Source organism: Vibrio pacinii DSM 19139, assembly GCF_000711795.1.
Lineage (GTDB): Bacteria > Pseudomonadota > Gammaproteobacteria > Enterobacterales > Vibrionaceae > Vibrio > Vibrio pacinii.
In genome coordinates this window covers 1-24,991 of the sequence record NZ_JONH01000022.1, presented here as the reverse complement: position 1 = coordinate 24,991, position 24,991 = coordinate 1, and the positions used below count along the sequence as shown (strand labels likewise).

The window sequence follows — 24,991 nt, the reverse complement described above, 5'->3', positions numbered from 1 at the left end:
AGGTCAAAAGAGCCAGAAAATTCTGGCTCTTTTGATTTAAATCTCTTGATGCTTATGGACTAAGCCAAAATCGGCCAGCACGGCGTACGCGGCTGGGATCATAAACAGCACCAGCAGTGTCGAGGCGAAGATGCCAAACACGATCGAGATGACCAGTGGTTGAATTACTTGTGCCTGCAAACTGGTTTCAGTCAGCAGTGGCAATAAACCTGCTGCGGTTGTCATTGATGTCAAAAACACCGCTCGAAAACGTTCGCGGCTGGCTTTGACGACAGAGTCATGGACGCTGTCTCCCTCATCAACGTGATGGCGGATGTACTGAACTAACAGTATTGAGTCGTTGACGACGATCCCGGCGAGTGAGACAAACCCCATCATACTCGGCATGCTCAGCGAATGTCCGAGCAAAATATGTCCCCAAACTACGCCGATAAAGGCGAGCGGGATGGCAAGCATAACCACTACTGGCTCTAGGTAGCTTCTAAATTGGTAACTCAAAATAGCAAAGACACCAAATAGGCCTAACAAAAAGCCTTTGCCCATTGAAGCGCCAGTTTCTGCGGTGTCTTTTGCTTCACCTTCAAAATCAAAACGTAACCCTGGGTATTTGGCGAGAAGTTTGGGCGCCTCTTCACGTTGAAATTGAGCAATAATCGCGGTGGAGTTGGCTTTACTGTTGTCGATATCGCCAAAAACGCTAATGGTACGTAATCCATCTATCCGTTGAATTCGCACGTAGTTACGTTGAAAGCTCAATGTTGCGATGGTCGCCAGTGGAATCTGGCTGCCACTGGTCATAATAATAGGGAAGTTAGCCAGTTGTTGTAGATCGCCAGCTTGGATCTTATCTAGGCGGACATCAATGGTGATGTTTTCAATGCCGACTTGTATTTCGTCTGCGGTTTGACCAAAGAATGCCGCCCGAAGCTGACTGGCAATCATCTGTCCGTTGACGCCATAACTCTCTGCTCCTGGGCGCAATTTAACCAACACTTCCTCTTTACCCATTCGCATATCATCCAAGATTCCGTGAACACCATCGAACTGATTAAGGTATTGTTGGATATCGATAGAAGCGGCCTTGAGTTGATCAAGATCATGATGTTTAGCTCGAATCTCGATCGCACGACCGCCAGGGCCCATTGTCGGTTGTTTAAATACCAATGAGATTGGGTCGGCTAATTCACCCACGTCATTGCGCCACGCTGTAATAAAGTCATCAATCACAGTGTTGCGGCTTTCTGCGCCGAGCAGATCAAGCCTAACGGTTGCAATGTGTGGGCCCGATTCGTTGGCATCCGCGTTGGTATTGAATTGACTGGTGATGTGTTGAATAAGCGGTGTACCATTTTCAACCTTTGCTGACCACTCCCGCCCAAGCTCGGTTGCCGATAAGACGATTTTACTTACGACGGCTTCAGTCTGCGATAACGATGAGCCTGGCGGGAGAATAACTCTGGCCTCTACGATGTCACCATCCAGTTCGGGAAAGGGTTGAAACTTTAGCAAGCCGCCAGCAATCGTTGCGATAGAGATAAGCAACAGCGCGGCAACACTGCCTAAAAACGCATAACGAAACTCAACCACTCGTTCAACGCCATTGACTAAGGTGGTGTTGCGAAAGTACTCAAATTTATCGAGTAATTTTTGCTTGAATTTCGCTGTCGGTTTGTCGCTTTTTTGTTTGTGTAATGAGTGAGATAAGTGGTTTGGTAGAATTAAAAAGGCTTCGACCAAGCTCAACGTTAACACCAGTATTAATACTTGGGGAACGGCTTTGAGCACCGCACCCATCTCGCCTTCTAAAAATAACAAGCTGCCAAAAATACAAACTGTGGTAAGAAACGAGGAAATCACACCCGGAAGCACTTTTTTTACGCCCTTTACGACCGCGTCATCGATCTCTTCACCGCGGTCGAGGTGGGCGGCGATAGATTCGGCGATCACAATGGCATCATCCATCATGATCCCGATAGCCATCAGTAAGCCAACCAAGGACATAATATTGATCGAAAGGCCAAGCTGCGCCATTAAAAATAGGCCGCCAAGAAAAGCTACCGGCAGACCTGCCGCCACCCAAAACGAGTAGCGCAGCGAAAAGAATAACCACATGGTGGCAAACACCAAGATGATCCCTTGCCAACCATTACGAACCATCATAGTTAAGCGATCCCAGAGCACTGATGATAAATCGTTGGTCAGTTCTAGTTTGACTCCCATTGGCGCCAGTGCTTGTTGGTCGTTAACAAACTGTTCGACGCGCTCTTTGATTCTGAGTGCATCATCTTCTTTGTTCTTACTCACTTTGAGCAGTGCCGATGGGTGCCCATCAAACAATACTTTCTGCTCATCAAGTTCGAAGCGGTCGGTGATAGTGGCGATATCTTTTAAGCGAATTAATGAACCGTTAGCGCCAGACGCTACCACGATAGTTTCGAGTTGCTGTGGAGTGATACGACGTTCATCAAAGCGAATAAGGAAATTTTTGTCTGGCGTTTCAACATTACCGCTGGGCAATTTAATGTTCTGTCGTCCGATTTGGTCGGCGATGTCACCGACACTCAAGCCAAGTTGGCGCATGGCTTGCGAGTCAAGCTCAACACTAAATTGATGATCGGAAAACCCTGTAACACTCACCAGTGATACGTCATAGTCTAACTTTAACGTCTGTTTAAGCTGCTCTGCGTATGCTTTTAATTCAGGCCAAGTGGTTTCGGCGGTAATCGCAACATCGACCACAGGTTCATTCCAGTCAAGCTCTTGTACAATGGGTGATTCGATCTCTTGGGGAAAATCGTTGATCGAATTAATTTGGGTTTGCACATCGACCAGCATGCGACCGATGTCTGCTTTCTGATTAAGTTTGAGGATCAGGCGAGCAGAACCTTCAGTGGCTTCACATTGCGTCTCTTCAATATTCGCCAAGCCATCGACGGCATCTTCCATGCGTACACAAATGCTTTCTTCGACCTCTTGTGGTGAAGCGCCGGGATAGACCACGCCCGCCATAATGTATGGGGGATCAAATTCTGGAAAGGTTTCGCGTTTAATATTAGTTAGCGAGGTGACCCCTAGTACCAATAGCCCAAGCATCAGCAGGTTAGCGGCGGTCGGGTGTTTTGCGAAGAATCGAATCATTGCGGTGACTCCCCGTTGTCGGTCGCTTCTTTCAGTGACATACCTTCAATCGCGGGCAACAAGTCATTGATAATTAGCTTGTCCCCTTGCTCTAACTCGCCGTCAATGATCACGTGATTATCTCGGCGATATAACACGTCAACAGATTTGAATACGAGGCGGTTGTCCGCGTCCATCAGATAAATGGTGTCACCATGCAAAGCACGTTCAGGGATCACCCAGCTTGGATTGGCTTGACCTTCGATAGTGGCGCGAACGAACATACCATTCACTAGCGGCGGTGCATTGGTCGGATCAAGATGGCGATAATCTTGGGCGATTTCTAAAATTACTCCTGCGGTGGCTTGATTAGGGTCTACCGTTTCACTAATACGACTTACTTTCGCCGGCCAGGTTGCGTGTAAGTTACCGCTGCTTAAATCAATACTGGCGTTAATAAAAGTCATGTCAGGTCGAGGAATGCCAGACTCATCGCGACTAATTTCCCCCAAACTTGACGCGAGGGTTTGCATATCATGAATAGAGAGCTGTGCTTCGACTTCCATGACCGCCATCCCATGCGCACTGACCATGGTTTGTTGAAGATTAACCACCTGATCTTGCTCAATATCGACAGACGCGATACGCAGATCATAGGGCAGGGTAATAATGGTTTTGCTTAATGAGCGCTTTGCCTCATCGACTTTAGAGGTGTTCACTTTTACGAGTGCTTGGGCAACCCGTTTTTCATCGGGAAGCAAGGCGATTTGATTTTCAATATCTTGGACCAATTTGCGTTGTGATAATGCGCTTTGTTGTTGTTGATCGACATCCGATTGTGAGTTGAGCCCTTTCTTGCGCAGGTTGAGCTTTCGTTCCAGTTCTTTGTTTGCGATCTCAAGTCGATTGCGTTCAATCTCTAAGGTCAGTTTAAGATTGCTCTCTTCTTGACTCAACTTTGCCAGAGACGTTTGCGCCGAGGTCAAATCTGCCTGAGCCTGAACTAGCTTAAGTTCATAGTCGAGGGGATCAATGCGTAAGATCTCGGTGCCTGCTTTCAGTACCTGACCTTTTTCTAATTCAGGGTGACGGTAAACCACCTTTCCGCTCACCTCGGCGATGGCTTTCCACTCAATTTTTGGCGTGATTTTACCAAAGCCAATTGCTACTGGTGCGATGGCGCGTAAATTCAGCGGTATGGTCTCAACTAACCGAGCGCGATCGCTAGCTGGCTTAACGGGTAGATCCGGTTTTAATGCGACAGCAGTGAGTAAAACCACAACACCAATAGTGACGGCGGGGAAAAACAGTAGCTTTTTATTTATTTTCATCGTGACTATTCCTGGTTGTCGCCGGTTAGAAGAAATCCATGGGTCATTAATTTAATATTGTGTTCAAGCAATTGGTTAAGAAAGGTTTCGTTTATCTCAATACCATGAATCGCTAACAAAGCCGGTGGGGTAATAAAGGGAAACACCATTAAGCTAATGTAAGAAACCCGACACAATTGTGGGTCTGCATCCTTTCGGAGAATACCGCTGCCAATAAAATGTTCGAACATCATTTTTTGCAGCGGTTGGCTGATATCGATGAATACTTTCTCAAGCAACTTTCGTTGGGTTTCTGAAGGGTTCATATTCATCACTTGCGCAATAAGGCGCGGGAACTGAGGTACCTTCACCATCTCGCGATAATAAGTTTTCATCAGGTCTAAAAAATTCTTTTGTGAGCTCTCTTTGACTAGCAACTGCATCTGGCGCTTCATCGGTGCTAAGGTTTCACGCAGCATAGTTTCAAATAATCCTTCTTTGCTGCCAAAGTAATAGCGAATCATGGCGGCATTGACCTCGGCTCGATTCGCGATCAAACGGATGGAAACCTTTTCATAGGCCATGACCATGAAGAGTTCGCGAGCGTGGTGAATAAGCGCTTGTCTGACATCAACTGGTTTGCTGGGGCGACCTACTTTGCGATTAGATGGGGCCAAGGTATTGCTCTCAAATATTAATCGATGGTTAATTATAGTGTGCGCTTGAGCGGTGTGATATGACATAAATTAATCGATATTTAATCAAATGATTAATTTCTAGTGTGTGTGGCTAAAATGTGACGCTCAAGAAAGAAAAACCCATACAGTGGGCAACCGTATGGGCAAAAAATGGGCAACAATTCTTTATGATTGTTTGGAGATTGTTGGTCCAATATCCTTATCTTAACTGTTATCAACTCACTTCGGTCTTTAAAGGAAGTTTATATCAGTGTAACCAATGCTGCTTAAAGTAACACTTTTGTCACGAGTGGTTAAATAGTAAAAATGGAAAGATAACTTTCATTAATGGTAAGTTCGGGCTACAGCATTGGTCCGATAACCGAGGGCAAAGCTGTGCTGACACCGCCTATCTCAGTGAGTCGTGATAACTGATATTCAAGCAGAGATAATAAGGCAGAGAGGCGTGTTTGGCCTCTCTGTCATAGGGTTATGAATTTGGACGTCTCATAAACCCACGGTGAGATTGGAACTCTTGCATATCAATCAACTGATCTTGGTTGGTGTCTATCAGTTCAAACATTTGCTCACTCTGAGTCGCGTTTTTCATTAAACGCCCCTCGGCTTGACGCGCTTGTTGTCTTGCTTGCAGGAATTGTTCAAATTCTTGCTGAGAAATGAATCCGTCTTGGTTAAGGTCAATATCAGTGAATACAGGGGGTTGTTGCATGCTCATTGGGCCGTTCCCTTTCGCTTGGAGCGCAAACGGTAGTGAAAGTGAGACAGTGACGAGCAAAGCAGATACGAGATAGCGTTTCATGGCATCCTCCGGTCATTTAGGTTTCACTTTAAGTATACGATCAAATAACCATCAAAAGTGTAAGGTTATGTAAAGGTGCCATTGACGTGCCCATTCTCTTAATAGTAAGACACATTATGTCTCTATGTTGATCGGAGAATATTTTTGCGCAAGTTGATCTGCGTTAATCGGGCGCTCAATAAGATAGCCTTGTAACACGTCACAACCATAATCGATCAAAACCTGTTTTTGTGCTTCAGTTTCGACCCCCTCGGCAACGATCCTCATCTTAGCTGATTTCCCGATGGCAATAATGGCTTTAACCAAGGAGTCGCTATGCTCTGAGCTGAGCATTTTATCAACGAAGACGCGGTCAATTTTGAGCTCATCTAACGACAAACTGCTCAAATAACTGAGTGATGAGTAGCCAGTGCCGAAGTCATCCAGTGAAATGGTAAAACCAAGCTCTTTAAGTTGGTTGATAATAGGGCCTGCTTTGGGTAAGTCACTAATTAAAACATTTTCAGTTATCTCTAACGTGATCCTACGATTAGCAAGTTTGTGTTTGGCAACCACAGTACTCAACTCATGGACAAAACCATCACACATCAGCTGAGCAGGCGAAATATTGATAGACAACATCAAGTTATGCTGTGGAGATGGAAACATGTGGCTGAATTCCTCGCACGCTTTATCGAGGACGAAGCGACCAAGCTCACCAATTAAGCCAATCTCTTCAGCCAATGAAATAAACTCAAGTGGAGAGACATGGCCCAATTGACGGTTATACCAACGAACTAATGCCTCTGCGCCGTAGATCTCACCGCTGTCGGCATAAACTTGAGGCTGGTAGACAAGAGATAACTCATTACGCTCTATCGCGCCGCGCAGCTCTCTTTCTAATAGGAAATCATACTGAACTTGTTTGTTAATGGATGAGTCAAAGAACAGAACATCGCCTTTTTGACGAGCTTTCGATTTGTAGAGCACAATATCGGCTTTAGAGATTAGTGCCTCTGGATCATCGCCATCGCTTGGAAACATTGACACACCAATTGAGCAACTGGCAAACAAGACTTTGCCATCGATGACAAATTGTTGTTTAAAGACGGATTTTATTTGCTCAACTTTCACTTTGGCTTCGGCAAGATTATTTAAACCCGCAAAGCAGAAAATAAACTCATCACCGCCAAATCGGGCGACATAATCATTAGGGCCGATGAAGGCTTCAAATTTATGACTTATTTCACTTAGTAACTTGTCACCGGCAGAATGGCCGTATAGGTCGTTAACTTTTTTGAAGTCATCAAGGTCAACGAACATAACCGCTAGTTGCTGACAGTTGTGACTAGAATGCGCTATGCCTTGGACGATTTTATGGTGTAATTGAGAACGATTGGGCAGGCCAGTCAGTTCGTCATGATTGGCCAAAAACTCTAGCTTGTCTTTGGTGGTTTGAAGGTGCGCAAAGTCGCGGTTGATGCGTACTTCGAAACGTTTAAAGCGCGCGGCAATCATGCGGCTCAGCGCAATAGAAAATACGCCGACAAACAGTATCGTCACCAGTCCAATTGCGATCATCTGTTGCATGCTTTGCTGCTGCTCTTGCTTAGTGATTTCTTCACGTTGTGCAAGATATCGCTGGCTGAGCTCATCATATACACCAGCGCCGATAGTCCAGCCCCAGCTTGGGTCTTGTACTACATAGCTGGTCTTCGCTAGGTTGGTCAGTTCCGCTGGGCCTATCGGTGCTATGTAATGGACCAGCTCCTGATCGGCTGACATGAGCTTCTTTACTCCGCTAATATTGGCTTCACTTCCCACTTGCAATGCGTTTTGACCTAATAGGTCTTGATTGATGTGCGAGAGAATCGTTCCATCTTTGTCTAAAACAAAAATATAGCCAAACTCACCAAAGCGAAGATTCGTTAACCAATAAAGCACCGTTGCCTTGATGTCGTTTTCCACGTCGACCACGTAATCACCGGTTCCGATAAACCAGTCATAGGGTTCGAAGTACTTACCGAAGCCTATTTTTTCGAACTCTTTATTCTTATTGTCCGGTTTAACAAACCACCAGCGATAAAAGGCTTCACCGCTTGATTTTACCTGTTCACCCATTTCACGAACAATATAACTACCACGAACGTCTTTAAAGTCCCACAGAGAGGTGCCTTCGACTCGTGGTAGAAGAGGGTGCATGATACTCATACCCTCAGTTTTATAGATGAAAAAGTAACCACGGCCATTATTGAAACGGATATCACGTAAAGCGTCGGTGATAAGCTTAGTGACTTGCTCTTCTGGCAAGTGCTTGTTGTTTTGATACAACCGAGTGGCGATGTTGTGTGCTTCGTAGATGCGCGCTTGAATGGTGCTCTCAAGTTGTTGCTCTGTTTGAGCGCGTGCGTGGGTTATCTGTTGTTGGACATAATCGACTCGGTTGGTCAACGTAACAAACTGGCGCTGCCTTGCTTCCTCTCTGAGTGACAGCAGCTCTTGTTGGGAACTGAGCACTTGATCTCGTGCGGCAACCAAAACCCAGACCAAAGTAAAAACGGCGACAATCAACGCTGGAGCGTAAGTAATGAGGTTTAGCAACTTCTTGTCGGTGAGTTTGGTCATAGAGCTCCATGAAGATGAAAGATAAGTCGTCGATTTTTGTAATAGTGAGTTATTACATTATTACATTATTTGTTAAATGTAGGCGATTGGTTTTAAGAACTTGAAGTAAAGGGCAATAATATGTGTCACTTTTGTGCAGCGTCTCAACTATGAGATGCGGAGTGGGTTGGATGATAGATAAGTTCTGCCCATCATTGTGCAGCATATCCTCTTCTCCACGTCATTTTTGACCCATACTGAAGTGAATAAGTTAGGAGATGGCATTTGATTAAACGTGGACTTATTTGGCTGGTTGTTTTTAGCCCTGCTGTAATCTGGGTGAGCTTAAGCTTTTATGAAGCGGTGTGGTGGATCGAAAACATCGTCGCATTCCCAGCGCTATTTATTGTCACTTACATTGTGTTAGCCGTGGGGATGTTACTTTTAAAGGCTTGGGCACCGTTGATTTTGTGTGGTGTATTGCTGTCGTTTTTTTTACTGCTCAGCCCACACCGCAGTCAGCACTTAGTCGCTAACTGCGTGAACTCTATTACGGTCGCGCAATACAACCTTTATTACCAGAACCCAAATATCAACGCGTTGGTTAATCGTCTGCTTACCTCACCCAGTGACTTGGTGGTGTTGCAAGAGGTGGCCCCAGAAGTAGGAGAAAAACTAAAAACACTCGACGACGTTTATCCATATTATTACGGTGGGCAAGAAGGGGTCGGGTACCCATCCAGTCAGATGATTTTGAGCCGCTTTCCTTTAAAGCAGGTATCCGTTTACATGACGCCCGATCAGCAAGCAATTATTCGTGGTTTATGGTACCCAAATACCCAAAAGGCACTCGCTTTTATCGCCGCTCACCCACCATCACCAAGAACAAAGGCTTTATGGTATCGGCGTAATGCGTTGATTCGAACCATTGAATCGCTCATCGATATTTACCCGAATGATGAAATGCTGGTGGTCGGCGATTTTAACCTATCATCCGTCAGTTTACGTTTTAGCAAGATATTACCGAGTTTCCAAACAGCCCCAGTTGCTAGCTGGCCCAATTGGCATCGTAGCGTCGATACGCCAAGCTTTAGTCAAATCGCGATCGATCACTTGTGGCTAAAAGCTATTCAAACGGGGCGTAAAATTTGCCAACGCCACAGTGATCCGCTGCCTAAAGGCTCGGATCATAAATTCGTGCTAACGACGATAGGTTACTAAAAATGCCAAACTTGTGTTTGAAGTTATGCAGTATGAGGGAGTAGAGCCGCAAAGTGGCCTTTGTTGGCTTTGCTATCTTTGCTGCTCTCTCGTTTGGAGTTAGCACACCACACAAGGGAGTGTGCTAATTTTCAACTATTAAGGTTTACGCTTTAGCACTTCATCAATATCACTAGCATCATGACGTTCAGCCAGCTGTTCCCACTCTTCTCCAAACGTGCGGTTGACGATACGACCACGCTGCACACCTTCTCGAGCTTCAATCTGTTTTGCCCAACGCACAACATGAGTGTAGGCGTCGACTTGCAAAAACTCAGCGGCGTCATAGAGCTTGCCAAGAACGAGATTGCCATACCATGGCCATATGGCCATATCTGCAATGGTATATTCCTCTCCCGCAACATAGCTATGTTTGGCTAATTGTTTATCCAGTACGTCAAGTTGGCGTTTGGCCTCCATGGCGAAGCGATTGATTGGATACTGTTGCTTTTCATCTGCGTATGCGTAGAAATGGCCGAAACCGCCACCTAGAAAAGGCGCTGAACCTTGTGCCCAAAATAACCAGTTAAACGTTTGAGTGCGCGATGGCCCGCTGCTCGGTAAAAACTGGCCGAACTTTTCAGCGAGGTGAACCAAGATAGACGCTGATTCAAATACATTCACCTCTTCGTCTCCCGACTTATCAAGCAAAGCGGGTATTTTCGAATTTGGATTAATTCCCACAAAGCCGGATGAGAATTGGTCCGCTTCACCGATGTTAATCAAGAAGGCATCATACTCGGCTTCTTTAATGCCCAATGCCAACAGCTCCTCAAGAATAATGGTTACTTTTTGGCCATTGGGTGTGCCCAATGAAAAAAGTTGCAGCGCGTGCTTGCCTACGGGGAGATCACGTTCGAAGCGGGCACCTGACTCTGGGCTGTTGATATTCGCCCACTTGTTGCCACCACTGACGTCATTAACCCAAACTTTCGGTGGTACGTATTGGTTTGTCATTGTGAATCCTTTTGCAGTTATTATCTTCCTGTTATTGATATTGGGATCAATAAAGCAGATAAAACCCCGTTTTGCTCGGATTTATTAGAACGCTTGGTTATTGGTCAGCGACAAAGCGGAATAAAGAAAAGTTAAAAGCATGTCGGATGGCCATGCTTATCTTGGCTATGCTGGATGTTTTAAATAGCTAAGTGCATCGTGCAGCGACGGCATGATCATTGGGTTGAGCGCTTTGACCTGTTCACAAGGCTCGACCAGGTCAGGGATTTGGAAGGTGGCCATATTGGCTGCAATGGCACTACGAACGCCGTTGTTAGAATCTTCAAAGGCAATGCACTGCTTAGCATCAACCCCAAGTCGGCTCGCCGCTAATAAATAGATTTCAGGATCTGGTTTACCATTAGAGACTTCACATCCACAGGTTAGGCCGCTGAAATAGTGGCTCAGTTCTGCCAAATCAAGCTTTACCTGCGCCACTTCTCTATGCGTCGATGTCGCAACCACGGCGGGGATATGTTGGGCTTTTAGCCACTCAAGTAGTTCGACAACACCTGCTTTGACCGGAATCGCTTGATGCTTAACGACTGCATCGTACTGGGTGCGCCACTCTTGATGAAGTTTGTCGTAGCTATCCCCATAAGCTTGGCGAAAAATCGTTTCAATTCCGGCAGAATTACGGCCAATAATAGAGAGGTAGGTCTCTTGGTAGAAGGGGACATTGACGCTCTGACAGGCTTGTTTAAATACGCGCATACATAGGCGCTCTGTATCGAGTAATAGGCCATCCATATCAAAGATAGCGGCTTGGAATTTCATAGCAACAGCTTCATCTACAACAAAAGTTACCGCATTTTGGCATACTTACTCGCGATAGTAAAAGCGCCCGATTTGAGTTATCTACTGGGTTAAGGTGATGGTTTCGCTTCGGAATATTCGCATACTCAATCCTAGTTTGTAAGGTGAGTAAACAGTGGCTGCGCTGAAAATGGCGCGGCACTTGATTATTAAAATTGACACCTCAGTATGTATTGAAGGCTTGGTAAGACCTTAGTAGAAAATAAACAGTTCTTTGGTATCAAATAGCTTAAAGAAGTTAAAGTCGCTCATTGCCAGTTCCTTCTATCATTATGCTCATCTAGCAAAGCGCCGATATGCACCTTTGCTCGTATTTTTACTACCTTTGTTAAAGTTAGTGCATGATTGATTATTGCGCCACAAGATTGGTAGATGTTTTACAAACACGATACAAGGCTAAAGGTATTTAGAATAATCGCTTGTTGGTATTAAATTGATAGGTGAGAACAATCAATAAGGGGAGCGTGATGCTCCCCTTGATATTAACCGTATTGCGCTTCTAGTTTTTGTGCTTTTTGATAGCCATCATGACCAGCCAGTTGCTTGCTGTAGCGATGGATGTTCGGATAGTGCTCAAGTAACCCAAATTTAGCGAGAATATCAAACACAAATGACATCATGATATCCGCGCCAGTTAAACGCTCCTCAACCAGATATGTCTTTCCTTCGAGTTGTTGTTCAACATAACTCATCACTTTTTTGATTTCTGCATCGGCGTAATCGGCGATAAAGTTAGTTGGAGCGCCATCTTTGGCAATAAAAACTTTTAACAGCAAAGGCAAAATCGCTGAGCTTTCAGCAAAGTGTAACCATTGCAAGTAGTCAATATAGGCTGCACTTTCTTTTTCAGGTGCTAATTTTTTCTGAGCGTACTTGTCAATTAAGTACTCGGTAATCGCACCAGATTCACTGATCACACGGCCGTCTTCTTCAATCACAGGTGATTTACCTAATGGATGCACGGACTTAAGTTCTGGCGGTGCAAGAAAAGTGACACTGTCTCTTTTGTAAGGCACAATTTCATATTCAAGGCCTAACTCTTCAAGCAACCAAATAATGCGCATTGAACGTGATTGGTTGAGGTGATGAAGTTTAATCATGTTGGTTTCCTATAGTGGCTGGTTGGTTTGAACAACTAACTTGCCGAAGTTTTTCCCTTCAAGCAGACCGATAAATGCCTGTGGTGCATTTTCTAGCCCTTCGACTAAATGCTCACGGTAGTGGATTTTACCCTCTGCTAACCATTGACCCATATCGTTGGCAAACTCGTTGTAACGATGTGCATAGTCATCAAAAATAATAAAGCCTTGCATCTTGATACGCTTAACGAGCAATTGTCCCATCAGCATTGACAGTCGGTCAGGGCCTTCAGGTAGTGAGGTTGCATTGTATTGTGAGATCAGGCCACACAACGGAATTCGTGCGCTGGTGTTCAGCAGTGGCATCACTGCATCAAATACCTTACCACCGACGTTTTCAAAGTAGATATCGATGCCATTGTCGCAGGCTTTCGCTAGTTGTTCGGCAAAATCGTCAGCTTTATGGTCGATACACTCATCGAAACCAAGTTGCTCTTTAGCAAAACGACATTTTTCTTCACCGCCAGCAATACCAACGACACGGCAACCTTTAAGTTTACCAATTTGACCGACCATAGAGCCGACTGCGCCAGTTGCTGCGGCTACGACTAACGTTTCCCCTGCTTTTGGTTGGCCAATATCAAGTAGCCCCATGTAAGCGGTGAAACCAGGCATACCCATCACACCAAGTGCATACGATGGATGAGTTGGGGTCTTGCCTAATTTGATCAGACCTTCACCATTTGAAATACCGTAATCTTGCCAACCTGTGTAAGCAAGAACCCATTCTCCTGCTTCGAACTCTGGGTGATTAGAGGCTTCAACCTGACAGACGGTAGCGCCGACCATCACGTCATCAATGGCGACGGGTTCAGCATAAGATTTAGCATCACTCATACGGCCGCGCATGTAAGGGTCAAGTGATAGGTATACACTGCGCAGCAGCATTTCACCTTCGCCAGGCGCTGGTTTGTCGCTGTTTTCGAGACGAAAATCGGTGTCTGTCGGTGCGCCTACAGGGCGTGAAGCAAGCACAATGCGTCGATTAGTAGAGTTTGTCATGGTTATTCCTCGTTATTAGACCAGTCGTCTAGTATGGTCTTTAAAAAATCCCGTCAGTGTATTTGACGGGAGTTATTAAGCGGTTAATAAACGTTTTGTTGCCACAAAACAGTGTTGTAAGTTGGTTTGATCTTGATTGAGTTTATTGAGCAAACTGGCACCCAACCATTGTTGATACAAGAGTCTTGCCGTCATCTCGGCATCAAGGGCTTGGATGGAACCGTCATTGACACCCACTTGTATGCTGGTGGCTAACTGACTGATGATTTTCTCTGCACCTTGCGCGAGCGTTATACGCATGGTGTCGGATAAATCCGAGACTTCGGCGCTTAACTTAACCACTAAGCACTTGTTGGCGTTACATACCCCATTTTCTATCTCAAGCCATTTTGAAAAATAGTCTAATACACGTATTAAGCCTGTGTCTTGCCCAGTATTGAGTACTGAATGAAGACGAGCGATATAGGTGCGGAAATACTCTTCAATTAATGCCTGACCAAACTGCTCTTTTGACTTGAAGTAGTGATAGAAAGAGCCTTTCGGTACATTGGCCGTTTTAAGTAGTTCAGATAAACCAACCGCAGTAAAGCCCTTGGTCACCACTAACTGGTAACCAATGGCGAGTATGTGTTGGCGAGTGTCTTGAGTTTTTGCGTTCATGGCGAGACTATAAATTAAATTAGACCAGTCGTCTAGTGGCTAAAAAAACAAACCAACGGGATGGTTAATCAAAACACCAAGCGATCGTTTAATGATCGCTTGGTTGGTGAACTTGAACGTTAAATTAGCTCGTAGCTTATTTCAAATAATCTGTCGGTATTTGGATAGATTTCACGGATCAGCTGCTTGAGTTTTGGCAGTTCAATCGCTTCCTGCTTAGCGTGAAACTGATTGATATCATCGAAGCGAAGGGGCTTTACCGACAAAATACGAATGTTACATACCTTTTGGTCGGTCTCTAAGGTATAGACTTCGACCGTGGTTCCGGGCACATAATGCGACTCCGATTCGTCTCGAATGGTAATGGTCTTTTGGCCAGAGGTGATTAACGGCGTCAAAAACTCAAAAAAAGTAATTTTGCTTGGTGCGCTCATGATTCCTCCTGGTTTTGACGTTTGCTTTTGGGAACGTAATTAAGCACGGAAACCGGAATGGGTTTACGCGGCTCAAACCCTTCTATTTCACGACGTTCAATCAAATGACCTAGACGACTTTCAATCATGCACAGGTTTTTGAAATTATCTTTAGACACAAATGAGATGGCCTCACCACTGGCATCGGCGCGGCCAGTACGACCAATCCGGTGAACGTATTCATCCGCTGGTAAAGGAAGATCGTAATTGATGACACGTGATAACCCTTCGATGTCGATACCACGAGCACCAACCCCAGTTGCAATCATATATTGGATTTTTCCCGCTTTGAAGTCGGCCAATAACTGTGAACGTACTGCTTGGCTACGACCGCTGTGGAATGCTTCTGCAACAATGCCACGCTTCTCTAACTGAGCAGCCAGTTTTGCTGCACCATGTTTGGTCTCAATAAAAATAAGCGCTTGATCCCAGTCATTAGTTTTAATCATATGGCTGAGAAGTGAAGACTTTTGATCTTTATCGACGGTGATAAGCCATTGCTCAATGTTTTTCTTTGAAGCTTGATTGGCCGCAATTGAGATTTCGTAAGGGTCGTGGACTGCACTTTTAGCGAGATCGCGAACTTTATTCGATAACGTCGCAGAGAACAACAAATTCTGGATGTCAGTTGGTAATCGATCCAACACTTTATTGATGTCATCGATAAAGCCCATATCCAACATACGATCGGCTTCATCAAGCACTAATATTTCGACTTCATCAAAATGCAGCGCTCGCTTGCCATACAAGTCGAGCAGTCGACCCGGAGTGGCGACTAAAATATCAACGCCTTCGATCAAGGCTTGTTTTTGTGCTTTTTCATCAACGCCACCGTACATTGCCAATGAGGTTAAAGGCAGATGCTGCCCGTACTCTTGCACTTTCTGTTCAACTTGTACCGCCAGTTCGCGGGTTGGTACAAGAATAAGCGCACGAATGCGTTTTTTGCGCTGAGTTTCGCCTTGGCTTAGCTTCTCCAAGATAGGCAAGACAAAGCTCGCGGTTTTACCGGTTCCTGTTTGCGCCGCTGCGATTAGGTCTTCTCCTTTGAGAATAACGGGAATCGCTTGGTTCTGAATAGAGGTCGGTTTTGGGTAGCCAAGCTGGGAAATAGCGTCGACAATAGGTTGGCTGAGGCCAAGTTTTGCGAATGACATGATTACACTCTGGATCTTGATAGTGACGAGGGCAAATAACACCCTTAATTGAAGCAGAGTGTAGCATGAAGATGACGATAATGAGCAGCTTTGTTTATGGTCGCTGAGTCACTATTTCTGTGGTAATTTCGGTTTTCACTGAGTTAGCAATAAAGCAGTGTTGGTGAGCAAGGTGATGCAGTTTCTCAAGCTGTTTTAAGTTTGGCTGTTTCTCACCGGCGAAGACAATTTCGGGCCTTAGGGTGACTTTAGTGACTGCCGTTCGACCGTGTTGGCCTTGTTCCATTACACCTACCGCATTATCAATATAGCGATCAATGACATAGCGTTGTTTGGCCGCAATGCCAAGGAAAGTCAACATATGACAACTGGATAGAGCGGCAATAAAGGCCTCTTCTGGATCAACATTTTCGGCTACCGAAAAAGGTAATGGAACGACATGAGGTGAAGATGAGGCAGGAACGACAACCCCACCATCAAAGTGCCATGTGTGGCCTCGGCTGTATTGATTGTCATTGAACGCTTCGTTGTGTGCACGTTGCCATTGTATTGTTGCACGATAATCAGACATATTAACCTCCATGTAGTGTTGCCATGGAGGTTAACCTTTATCGACCCAAGTTGTAAAATTCACCTCTAACGTCGTGCGCTACATCTTATATTCACCTCGGAATGATGCGTCACGGTAAGCGTCCAGTTTCCCTTCTGCTTTTAGTTTGGCTAGGCCGCGGTTGAAAGCGTCAATCAGTTCTTGAGCGCGAGGCGATTGCTTAGAAATAATCACAAAATAATCACGGTCTGAGAGCGTTTTTGCATTTGGCTCAATACTGTCGGCTAGGTTCAATTGGGTAATCAGTTCCATGCCTACGTCTTTATCTTCTAGTACCACGTCTAAGCGACCTGCGCTCAGTTTCTTGTAGTTGTTGTCTGCACTGGCAATTCGTTGAATCTTAACTTGGCCAGACTTTTCATATTCTTCAATACCATAAGCATAACCAGTGACACCACCAACTTTGAGCTTGCCGAGATCGCTAGGATCGCTCCATGAAATAGGGTTGCTTTTTTGTTGGAATAGGGCGGTACTTAAGGTAATAACAGGGTCAGTAAAGTGGAAGAATTGCTCGCGTTCTGAATTACGGCCCCAAATTAGCGAGCCATCAAATTTGCCAGCCTTGGCTTCTTCAAAACCACGTTTCCAAGGTAGGTAAGTAAACTCAACTTGGTATCCTTCTGCTTCGAAAGCTTCTTTGACTATTTGTGTCATAAAGCCACCTTGTTTGAGTGACTTTGACATGTAAGGTGCCCACTCACCATTAGCGAGGGTGATGGTATTGGCGCTAACAACACTGCTGAGTGACGCGATAGCAGTAATACAAAGTAAAGAAATGATTCTCATGAGCATGTTTCTATCCTTGTTTGTCTTGCATATTGCATAAAGGATAGATGATGATGAAATTATCAGCAAAAAGTTTACATACTCACCGTTATCCACTCACTCTTTGTCGTGACTTAAAACTCCGCTGCAACCTGAAACGTCATTCGCTCTTTACTGTAGGGGTGAAAAAGTTCTAGTCGTTCGGCGTGCAGATGCAAACGATCGGCTTTTTCACCATATAAAGTATCCCCAACCATGGGCGTCGCCAGTCCTAGATGATGCGCGCAGTGAACACGCAATTGGTGGGTACGGCCCGTTTTGGGATACAGATAAAGTTTGGTGCGATTTTGTTGCTGTTCAATGGTCTGCCACGAAGTTTGGGCAGGTTTACCGTGTTCAAAACACACCAGTTGACGAGGTCTGTCAATCGGGTCGCCACGCATCGGCAAATGGATTTCGCCTTCGCTGTGTTCTAGCGTCCCTTCAAGGAGAGCGACATAACGTTTTTCAACACTGCGAGACATAAATTGCTGTTGTAAGCTTTTGTTGGCACGCTTGGTGAGTGCAAACACCAACAGCCCCGAGGTCGCCATATCGAGGCGATGAATAACAAACGGTCCTTCAACGTCTGGGTAACGCGCTTGCAAGCGAGTATAGGCCGAGTCGTTGATCACCTTGCCCGGAACAGAAAGCAGCCCAGAAGGTTTGTTGACGACCACGATTGCCTCGTCTTGGTAGATGATCTCGAGCTCTTTGTCTTGCGCCCAGTTCTCTTCTAAAGGATTATCGTCGACGTTAAGCCCTTTCAGCATATGACCCAATATTGGCTGACATTTACTGTTACACGAAGGATAAAACTGTCCGTGTTGTCGAATTTCTGACTTAGGTGATGCCCCCCACCAAAACTCAGCGATGGCAAGCGGCTTAAAGCCATGCTTGAAGGCAAAATGAAGCAGTTTAGGTGCCGCGCATTCACCAGCGCCTGCTGGAGGGGTAGGCGAATTGGTGTTTGCAAAAATGGCTTTCAGTGATTGATGCTCGCCAAGTGCATTTAAGAAACGGTACTGATCAAACAGTTTATTTTGTAGTAGGTTGGAAAGCGTCGCGCGCTGATTTTTAAACGCTGAAAGCTTTGTGTCGAGTGTATCGAATTGATGTTGTATTTGAGCAATTTTTTGTTCCCACTCAAGCTTTAAGTACTTCAGTGAATTTTTATCGGCCACGCTTTGCTTACTGAGTTCAACATTGAACTCAGTAAAGGCTTGTGGGGCCATGTGCTGTTGCGCTTTTTGCCGCTGCGCCTTACGTGTTGCTCGTGCGTTGATCATCTGCTCTCGAAGTTGAGACTCCTCAATCGCATATTGTTGCTGTAGGGTACTTAACGCCTGTTTAAGTTGCGCTAATTCGAGACTGGTTTCTAGCTGGTTAACCTCATGATTCAATTCGGTGATCTCGGCTAGCTCGCGGCGAAAAAAACTTTGTTCAGTGAGCATGTCAAACACTGGTGGAACGAATCCGGGTAATAGGTTTTTGTCGGCGACTTTACCAGAAAATGCAGCCAAAAAGCCTACTTCACCTTGGGGGCTTTCAACCAGTAATACACCGAACATTTTGCCACTTGCTGACGCGTCATTCGATAGGCCGAAATTATGCTGCCACTCTTGTTGTTGTCGCAGGTAATCTTGCAATTGTTTCGCTGCCTCAACGCACAAGGGATGTGGTTGATAATAAAACGGATAGGTAAACTTTTCTGGCAGTGAATAAGATTCTATCGATGTGTTAAAACGGGTAAATAAGCGGTCTGGATGGTGCATCTGGTCATTCATAAACAGGTAAACTCAACAAAGCGTGATTTTACCTGTTTAGCGGTGGATTACTAGTGAAGCTTTAAATCATCGGTAGTGTCGAGCCAACCAGCAGTAACGCCATGATGATGTTAAAACTTCTGATACGCAGTGCAGTTGTCAGCCACCGTTGTAACTCCCTTCCGGCCAAAATCCAAAAGGTGCCGGATGGGAAGTTGACGACCAGAAACGTGATAGAAATGATCATCAATTCAACCCAACCACCGCTATTACTGTACAAGGCCACAGAGCTGAGTGCCATTGACCAACCTTTAGGATTGACCCATTGAAAACTGGCTGCACCCATAAACGTCATAGGTGTAAAATTATCGACATCTTTGGCCTGACCACTTAGTGCAATTTTTATCGCCAAATACGCAAGGTAAGCCAAGCTGAGGTATTTCAATATCATATGAACAATTGGATAAGTATTAAACAGTGCTGATAACCCAAGCCCAATCAGTAGCACCATAAATGCAAAGCCGAACGCGATTCCACACATGTGGGGAAGGGTGCGGCGATACCCCACGTTTGCTCCGGACGTCATTAACATTAGATTGTTCGGTCCGGGGGTAAACGTTGAGACAAAAGCAAAGACAATCAAAGCACCGAGCTGTTCAAATTCCATGGCATGTTCCTAATGTCAAAGTAAGCGCAATAATATTGCGTGCTAATAGCGGATAACTGAATAATGATTATCTTATGTAGAAAGCTGGGCAATTATGTGCTTTTATTTGCATGATTTTACGTATTTGCACAACAAAGGTTAATTATGGATAAGTTTGACGAAAGAATATTGCACGAGCTTAAAGCCGATGGAAAAGTGTCGAATGTTGAGCTTGCTGAGCGCATTGGGTTATCGCCCTCGGCGACGTTAAGACGCGTGCAAGAGCTAGAAAAGCGCGCGGTGATCAAAGGTTATCGTGCGGTATTGGATAATACACAGCTAGGTGTTGGTTTTATCGCTTATGTTTCTATCGGGTTGTGTAGTCACAAAAAGCAGTCTCAGCAAGAGTTTGAAGACCACGTTCGTTTTGTCGAACAGGTAGTTGAATGTCATAACATTACTGGTGCTAATGAGTATCTGTTGAGGGTAGAAACTAAAGATCTTGCCAGTTATAAAAAGTTTCATGCTGATGTGCTCGGTGAGTGTACTCAAGTGCAATCGATCACAACCATGGTCGTGATGGACTCACCAAAAGACGAGCGATAACACAGTCCCCTTGTCCCCTCAGGTTAAATAGCATCTACTGACAGCCTTCATTGAGATTAAGCAGCCAAATAATAGCTAAAGTTTGTGGCTCTTTGCCGCTGTTTTTATTAGTGCTCTGCATTCCAGACAAGAAATACCTAACTGATTGATTAGTATATAGTCACTTTAGTGCTCTGCATCTATTTTATAAATTGATTGCATAGTTTGATTTGAGTATCCTTACTCAGTCTATGGATTATGTAACTTAATCGATCACTGCAGCGCGAGTAGTCGAATGAGATTTACACTCTTTGACTCGATTATCCCAAGAAAAGCCGTTGATTATAATTCGGCAGCAACGACGTCATGAGAACAAAATAATGAATATTTCCCTGAAAAACTTATCAATACGTACTCAGGTACTTTTACCTGTCTTATTCACCACGTTGACCTTACTTGTCACCCTGTGGATAACCAAAGTGAATCTCGAACAAGAGCAAAAAACGGTAAATGCGAGTATCGACTCGTTGATTGTCTATAAAGATACATTAGCTGAAATTGGTGATCAGCTTTATCCTTTACGAATCAGTGCGGTTTATGCGATTTATGACTCATCAAGACGTAAGCAGTTCGTTGATGAATTGCAAACAACGCTAAGCAGTATTGATAAAGCTCTTGATCTTATGGCGAATAACGCTGAATTTCGTCAAGACGTTAGCGTAACGCGCAGTGTCATTGAAAACTACATTCAATTTTCCCATCGAGCGGTTGAAACATTATCTAGACGCGATCTTGGTCAAGTGACCGATCAGGAATACAACCGTTTCATCAGTCAATATCGTCAGTCGGGTATCGAGATGATCGCAGCGCTCAACGCACTTTCGGTTAAAGTGAACGATTACGCGGCGAATACCATGGCTCGCAGTGACGCGCAAAACACCAAAGTTAAAACGACCGCGATGATATTGGTGCTGGTGGTATTGTTTATCTCTTTGATGGTGGCTTGGATCTTGTCTGGACTTATCGTCAACCCAATTTTTGCGTTGCAAGAAGTGATGCGTAAGCTGGCACAAGGAGATCTCTCTATTCGCGCCAATGTTGAGGGGCAAAATGAAATTGCTAAATTGGGTCAAGATGTCAATCTGACGGCTCAACAGCTCCACACCACGGTTGAACAACTGAGCCGAATTAGTGAAGAAGTGGCCTCGGCCTCAACCGAGTTAGCCGCAGTAATGACGCAAGCCCAAGCTAACGCGCAGCAAGAGTTGGCTGAAATTGAGCAAGTCGCCTCGGCGGTGAACGAGCTATCGAGTACCGCTGATAACGTGAGTGATAATGCTCAAATTGCTGATTCAACTGCTCGTGAGGCCGATCAGCTTGCTCAGTCAGGTTTGAATATTTTTGAAGAAAGCAAACAGACCAGTGTGCAGATGGGCAATGCCTTGAATGAGGCGGCGCAAGTTGTGATGAATCTAAAACAGCAATCAGAGCAGATTAGTGATGTGATTGAAGTTATTCGCAGTGTCTCTGAACAGACGAATCTACTTGCATTGAACGCCGCTATTGAGGCCGCGCGTGCGGGTGAATCGGGGCGTGGTTTTGCCGTTGTCGCCGATGAAGTGCGTATGCTTGCGGCGCGCACGCAAGAATCGACAGGTGAAATCCAGACCATTATTGAAGATCTGCAAAAACAGTCAGGTTGCGCTAACGACAGTATGCAGGTGAGCTTAGACGTTCTAGCTAAGAACAATCAGCTTGCAGAGCAGACTAATAGTGCGTTACTGGGGATTACTGAATCGGTAGCCAACATTAATGATGCCAATGCGCAGGTCGCGACAGCGGCCGAGCAGCAATCCCAAGTGACGCAAGATATTAACCGTAACGTTGTTAATATGTCAGAACTGGTAAATCAAAACGTATCAGGTATTTGCCAAAGTGCCAGTGCGAGCCAAGAGCTATCGACTCTGGCTGAAAAGCAAAAAGCACAACTGGCGTTCTTTAAGCTGTAATCTAAGCTTATTAGATAAAAAGCAGCGTCAATCGCTGCTTTTTTGTTTATTTATCTCATTTAAAAACCGATAAAAATCATGATTAAGTGATGCTTTGGCTCACAGATACTCACTTTAGTCATTGAATAGGTCAAATAGACGTCAGCAGTCAAATCGTGAAAGGGTGCGCAAACGCTTGCTAAAATATACGGTAAGTAATTGTTTATTATCTTTTTAGTGAGATTGAATCAGGAAGGGGGCGTTGTGTAGGTATGCAACTTAACCGAACTGTAGCATAAAAAAATGAGGAATATCAGTCTTGCGAGAATTAAATTGCGACCTATAATGCTGAAAACCGGAGCGTCTGCCAACGCTCCGGTTTTTTTGTGTCCGAAACTCAGTAAAGCGTCTGCCAACGCTGACTGAAAACGCACCGACACTCCGATTTTTACGAGAAAGGAACTGTATTAATGCGTATCGAACAAGAACTTAAGTTAGGCTTCAAAGACGTGCTATTTCGCCCTAAGCGATCAACGTTAAAAAGTCGCTCTCAAGTTGAATTAACCCGCGATATTACCTTCAAGCATAGCGGGCGTCAATGGTCAGGGACCCCCGTAATCGCCGCTAATATGGATTCAGTCGGTAGTTTTGAAATGGCGCGAGCACTTGCAGAGCATGATGTCATGACGGCTGTGCATAAGCATTATACCGTTGAAGATTGGGCCGACTTTGTTAAAGGGGCCGACAGCGCGACGCTAAAGCATGTGATGGTCTCAACGGGGACGTCTGAAGCGGATTTTCAGAAAACCCAAGATATTATGGCGCTAAGTGATGAGCTGATCTTTATCTGTATCGACATTGCTAACGGTTACTCAGAGCACCTTGTTGAGTATGTAGAAAAAGTTCGCGCGGCGTTCCCTGATAAGGTCATTTCAGCGGGCAATGTCGTGACAGGGGATATGTGTGAAGAGCTTATCCTTGCGGGCGCAGATATCGTCAAAGTCGGTATCGGCCCAGGGTCGGTTTGTACCACGCGAGTCAAAACTGGCGTCGGTTATCCGCAGCTTTCGGCAATCATTGAATGTGGTGATGCAGCGCATGGCCTTGGCGGTATGATCATTGGTGATGGTGGCTGTTCTTGTGCTGGCGATGTAGCTAAAGCATTTGGTGGCGGCGCTGATTTCGTTATGCTTGGCGGTATGCTTGCTGGCCACGAAGAAGCGGGCGGTGAACGTATCGAAAAGGATGGACAAACGTTCATGAAGTTCTATGGCATGTCTTCTCAGTCAGCCATGGCGAAGCACTCTGGTGGTGTGGCTAAGTACCGCGCAGCTGAAGGAAAAACCGTACTATTGCCATTCCGTGGTAGCGTTCATGAGACGATCTCTGACATCCTCGGCGGTGTCCGCTCAACGTGTACCTACGTAGGCGCAGCAAAGCTTAAAGAGCTAACTAAGCGTACGACTTTTATCCGTGTACAAGAGCAAGAGAACAACGTATTCGGTAAAGAGTGAAACTAGAACGTTTCGTAAATTCCGAATGATTAAGAGCCGCTTTTTGCGGCTCCTTTTTTTGCCTTTTCCATTCTTTTAGCTCTTTCAACTTACTAAACATGGCTTTAAATCGGGCGAGCTCAGAGTTCAATGTCGCAATACTAGGGGCGCCTTTCTGCCAACGTAAATCGACAAAACAAATCTAACCATCCATGCCAATAAACTGGATGGCATTAAAGACAAAACCGCCGAGAAACGACTAGCTCACAATACCATGCTTATCAGTCAGGAAATCTGACTACGCCAAAGCAATACCAAGCCAACCAACCACTAACGAGTCAACCTTAAAAAGCAAATCCGAAGTAGAACTCCGAATTAAGTCAGATAAGCCTGTCACAGTATACAAAGCTAAGAGCGAGAAGGGGGCAGAGCTGAATTTGGACGTGAGTAGTATAGGATTGAATTTTTAGCATTGAAAAGTTCTAAATGTGCCTTTGTTATCACAAATAAAATTTGAGAAGTCTCTTTGGATTCATGGCTTGTGTGAGTCATGCTTAATATATGATAAATGCAATATGATTCATATTGTGCATGTAGTGATTGCTTCTACACTGAACCGGTCAGTTAGATAGTTATACTGATAAATTAAATATTATTAGTTAAATATAAGGCTTAAAACATGACTACAGAATACAAGATCAATATCGTAAATGAACAGTCTAAATCTCGTAAATTTTGGTTGTTCCTAAGTGAACCAGAAAAAGCGGCCGGAAAGGAGGTTTTCGCGAATTCCTCTGCATATATGACATTAGATAAGACAGGCCCTGGAGACCTAAGTAACTTTACCATTCCTTTACAGTACAAGTTGAAAGCCAGTGCATCAAACCACGCTGTAGGACTGGACACAAAAATAATGACTCGAGCCATGACAGATACAGATTTGGGGATGAGTTGGGATGCAGAGTTTTTCCCTGGTGAAGAGCATCGGAACCCCTGTAACCCTCCCCAAAAAACTGGTCATTAGCTATTAGAGTTTTTCCGTTTACACTGAAACAAACGGAGAACGCATGATGAAAAAATCACGCTACA

21 protein-coding genes and 1 pseudogene are annotated in these 24,991 nt (G+C 44.9%); 5 read left to right on the top strand and 17 right to left on the bottom strand.

What is annotated here, in order from left to right; translation table 11 throughout:
- Positions 1–36: 36 nt before the first annotated feature.
- The 5 genes from BS19_RS13820 to BS19_RS13800 form a co-directional block, all read right to left on the bottom strand.
- Positions 37–3,138 (bottom strand): efflux RND transporter permease subunit, encoded by a 3,102-nt coding sequence (locus BS19_RS13820; RefSeq protein ID WP_038175991.1) that lies wholly within the window; start codon positions 3,136–3,138, stop codon positions 37–39.
- On the bottom strand, positions 3,135–4,448 hold the full coding sequence (locus BS19_RS13815; protein WP_038175990.1) for an efflux RND transporter periplasmic adaptor subunit: 1,314 nt from the start codon (positions 4,446–4,448) through the stop codon (positions 3,135–3,137). Before BS19_RS13815 ends, BS19_RS13820 begins: the two co-directional genes overlap by 4 nt.
- Before the next feature lie 5 nt (positions 4,449–4,453).
- Positions 4,454–5,104, bottom strand: a complete 651-nt coding sequence (locus BS19_RS13810) for a TetR/AcrR family transcriptional regulator (RefSeq protein WP_038176016.1) — start codon at positions 5,102–5,104, stop codon at positions 4,454–4,456.
- Positions 5,105–5,594: 490 nt separating this feature from the next.
- On the bottom strand, positions 5,595–5,924 hold the full coding sequence (locus BS19_RS13805; RefSeq protein ID WP_051686539.1) for an EF-hand domain-containing protein: 330 nt from the start codon (positions 5,922–5,924) through the stop codon (positions 5,595–5,597).
- A gap of 114 nt (positions 5,925–6,038) precedes the next feature.
- Complete coding sequence (locus BS19_RS13800) at positions 6,039–8,528, bottom strand: bifunctional diguanylate cyclase/phosphodiesterase (RefSeq protein WP_038175988.1); 2,490 nt, start codon at positions 8,526–8,528, stop codon at positions 6,039–6,041.
- 267 nt (positions 8,529–8,795) lie between these two features.
- Between BS19_RS13800 and BS19_RS13795 the strand changes: the two genes are divergently transcribed.
- Positions 8,796–9,728 (top strand): endonuclease/exonuclease/phosphatase family protein, encoded by a 933-nt coding sequence (locus tag BS19_RS13795; protein WP_038176012.1) that lies wholly within the window; start codon positions 8,796–8,798, stop codon positions 9,726–9,728.
- A 138-nt stretch (positions 9,729–9,866) separates the two neighbouring features.
- Here BS19_RS13795 and yghU read toward each other — a convergent pair whose 3' ends face one another.
- The 11 genes from yghU to BS19_RS13740 all read right to left on the bottom strand — a co-directional run bounded on the left by yghU (position 9,867) and on the right by BS19_RS13740 (position 19,857).
- Positions 9,867–10,724, bottom strand: coding sequence for a glutathione-dependent disulfide-bond oxidoreductase (gene yghU, locus BS19_RS13790; RefSeq protein WP_038175987.1), 858 nt, complete (start codon positions 10,722–10,724; stop codon positions 9,867–9,869).
- A gap of 165 nt (positions 10,725–10,889) precedes the next feature.
- Positions 10,890–11,540 carry an HAD family hydrolase gene (locus BS19_RS13785; protein ID WP_038175984.1) on the bottom strand — a complete coding sequence of 217 codons (651 nt, stop codon included), beginning with the start codon at positions 11,538–11,540 and terminating at the stop codon, positions 10,890–10,892.
- A 521-nt stretch (positions 11,541–12,061) separates the two neighbouring features.
- Positions 12,062–12,679 (bottom strand): glutathione S-transferase family protein, encoded by a 618-nt coding sequence (locus tag BS19_RS13780; RefSeq protein WP_038175982.1) that lies wholly within the window; start codon positions 12,677–12,679, stop codon positions 12,062–12,064.
- A 9-nt stretch (positions 12,680–12,688) separates the two neighbouring features.
- Positions 12,689–13,720, bottom strand: a complete 1,032-nt coding sequence (locus BS19_RS13775; protein ID WP_038175981.1) for an NADP-dependent oxidoreductase — start codon at positions 13,718–13,720, stop codon at positions 12,689–12,691.
- Between the two features lie 75 nt (positions 13,721–13,795).
- Positions 13,796–14,380: a TetR/AcrR family transcriptional regulator gene (locus BS19_RS13770; RefSeq protein WP_038175980.1), complete on the bottom strand. Its 585-nt coding sequence runs from the start codon at positions 14,378–14,380 to the stop codon at positions 13,796–13,798.
- A gap of 119 nt (positions 14,381–14,499) precedes the next feature.
- Positions 14,500–14,817, bottom strand: a complete 318-nt coding sequence (gene yqfB / locus BS19_RS13765; RefSeq protein ID WP_157631177.1) for a N(4)-acetylcytidine aminohydrolase — start codon at positions 14,815–14,817, stop codon at positions 14,500–14,502.
- A complete protein-coding gene (locus BS19_RS13760) occupies positions 14,811–16,010 on the bottom strand; it encodes a DEAD/DEAH box helicase (protein ID WP_038175978.1) in 1,200 nt (399 codons plus the stop codon). The genes yqfB and BS19_RS13760 overlap by 7 nt, the downstream gene beginning before the upstream one ends.
- A gap of 94 nt (positions 16,011–16,104) precedes the next feature.
- A complete protein-coding gene (locus BS19_RS13755) occupies positions 16,105–16,581 on the bottom strand; it encodes an OsmC family protein (protein ID WP_038175977.1) in 477 nt (158 codons plus the stop codon).
- A 78-nt stretch (positions 16,582–16,659) separates the two neighbouring features.
- Positions 16,660–17,406 (bottom strand): substrate-binding periplasmic protein, encoded by a 747-nt coding sequence (locus tag BS19_RS13750; RefSeq protein ID WP_245609282.1) that lies wholly within the window; start codon positions 17,404–17,406, stop codon positions 16,660–16,662.
- 113 nt (positions 17,407–17,519) lie between these two features.
- The gene (locus BS19_RS13745; protein WP_038175975.1) at positions 17,520–19,199 is read right to left on the bottom strand and encodes an RluA family pseudouridine synthase; all 1,680 of its coding nucleotides are present in this window, start codon (positions 19,197–19,199) and stop codon (positions 17,520–17,522) included.
- 73 nt (positions 19,200–19,272) lie between these two features.
- Positions 19,273–19,857 carry a LysE family translocator gene (locus BS19_RS13740; protein ID WP_038175974.1) on the bottom strand — a complete coding sequence of 195 codons (585 nt, stop codon included), beginning with the start codon at positions 19,855–19,857 and terminating at the stop codon, positions 19,273–19,275.
- Positions 19,858–20,001: 144 nt separating this feature from the next.
- On the opposite strand from BS19_RS13740, the gene BS19_RS13735 reads away from it, so the two are divergent.
- The 3 genes from BS19_RS13735 to BS19_RS13725 all read left to right on the top strand — a co-directional run bounded on the left by BS19_RS13735 (position 20,002) and on the right by BS19_RS13725 (position 23,923).
- Complete coding sequence (locus tag BS19_RS13735; RefSeq protein WP_038175972.1) at positions 20,002–20,442, top strand: Lrp/AsnC family transcriptional regulator; 441 nt, start codon at positions 20,002–20,004, stop codon at positions 20,440–20,442.
- Between the two features lie 359 nt (positions 20,443–20,801).
- Positions 20,802–22,430, top strand: a complete 1,629-nt coding sequence (locus BS19_RS13730; protein ID WP_038175971.1) for a methyl-accepting chemotaxis protein — start codon at positions 20,802–20,804, stop codon at positions 22,428–22,430.
- Positions 22,431–22,879: 449 nt separating this feature from the next.
- On the top strand, positions 22,880–23,923 hold the full coding sequence (locus tag BS19_RS13725) for a GMP reductase (RefSeq protein WP_038175970.1): 1,044 nt from the start codon (positions 22,880–22,882) through the stop codon (positions 23,921–23,923).
- 64 nt (positions 23,924–23,987) lie between these two features.
- Here the strand turns inward: BS19_RS13725 and BS19_RS20590 are convergent.
- Positions 23,988–24,104, bottom strand: a pseudogene (locus tag BS19_RS20590) (site-specific integrase); the annotation flags it as partial.
- A 477-nt stretch (positions 24,105–24,581) separates the two neighbouring features.
- Between BS19_RS20590 and BS19_RS13720 the strand changes: the two are divergent.
- Entirely contained in the window at positions 24,582–24,926 is a 345-nt protein-coding gene (locus BS19_RS13720; protein ID WP_051686538.1) for a hypothetical protein, read from the top strand.
- Positions 24,927–24,991 lie beyond the last annotated feature (65 nt).

Excerpts from the sequence above, each read along its gene's own strand:
- BS19_RS13720 (WP_051686538.1), top strand. The coding sequence starts at position 24,582 with ATGACTACAGAATACAAGATCAATATCGTAAATGAACAGTCTAAATCT.
- BS19_RS13740 (WP_038175974.1), bottom strand. The coding sequence starts at position 19,857 with ATGGAATTTGAACAGCTCGGTGCTTTGATTGTCTTTGCTTTTGTCTCA.
- BS19_RS13770 (WP_038175980.1), bottom strand. The coding sequence starts at position 14,380 with ATGAACGCAAAAACTCAAGACACTCGCCAACACATACTCGCCATTGGT.
- BS19_RS13785 (WP_038175984.1), bottom strand. The coding sequence starts at position 11,540 with ATGAAATTCCAAGCCGCTATCTTTGATATGGATGGCCTATTACTCGAT.
- BS19_RS13805 (WP_051686539.1), bottom strand. The coding sequence starts at position 5,924 with ATGAAACGCTATCTCGTATCTGCTTTGCTCGTCACTGTCTCACTTTCA.
- BS19_RS13750 (WP_245609282.1), bottom strand. The coding sequence starts at position 17,406 with ATGAGAATCATTTCTTTACTTTGTATTACTGCTATCGCGTCACTCAGC.
- BS19_RS13730 (WP_038175971.1), top strand. The coding sequence starts at position 20,802 with ATGAATATTTCCCTGAAAAACTTATCAATACGTACTCAGGTACTTTTA.
- BS19_RS13725 (WP_038175970.1), top strand. The coding sequence starts at position 22,880 with ATGCGTATCGAACAAGAACTTAAGTTAGGCTTCAAAGACGTGCTATTT.
- BS19_RS13760 (WP_038175978.1), bottom strand. The coding sequence starts at position 16,010 with ATGTCATTCGCAAAACTTGGCCTCAGCCAACCTATTGTCGACGCTATT.
- BS19_RS13815 (WP_038175990.1), bottom strand. The coding sequence starts at position 4,448 with ATGAAAATAAATAAAAAGCTACTGTTTTTCCCCGCCGTCACTATTGGT.
- BS19_RS13745 (WP_038175975.1), bottom strand. The coding sequence starts at position 19,199 with ATGCACCATCCAGACCGCTTATTTACCCGTTTTAACACATCGATAGAA.
- BS19_RS13820 (WP_038175991.1), bottom strand. The coding sequence starts at position 3,138 with ATGATTCGATTCTTCGCAAAACACCCGACCGCCGCTAACCTGCTGATG.
- BS19_RS13735 (WP_038175972.1), top strand. The coding sequence starts at position 20,002 with ATGGATAAGTTTGACGAAAGAATATTGCACGAGCTTAAAGCCGATGGA.
- BS19_RS13775 (WP_038175981.1), bottom strand. The coding sequence starts at position 13,720 with ATGACAAACTCTACTAATCGACGCATTGTGCTTGCTTCACGCCCTGTA.
- BS19_RS13755 (WP_038175977.1), bottom strand. The coding sequence starts at position 16,581 with ATGTCTGATTATCGTGCAACAATACAATGGCAACGTGCACACAACGAA.
- yghU (WP_038175987.1), bottom strand. The coding sequence starts at position 10,724 with ATGACAAACCAATACGTACCACCGAAAGTTTGGGTTAATGACGTCAGT.
- BS19_RS13780 (WP_038175982.1), bottom strand. The coding sequence starts at position 12,679 with ATGATTAAACTTCATCACCTCAACCAATCACGTTCAATGCGCATTATT.
- BS19_RS13800 (WP_038175988.1), bottom strand. The coding sequence starts at position 8,528 with ATGACCAAACTCACCGACAAGAAGTTGCTAAACCTCATTACTTACGCT.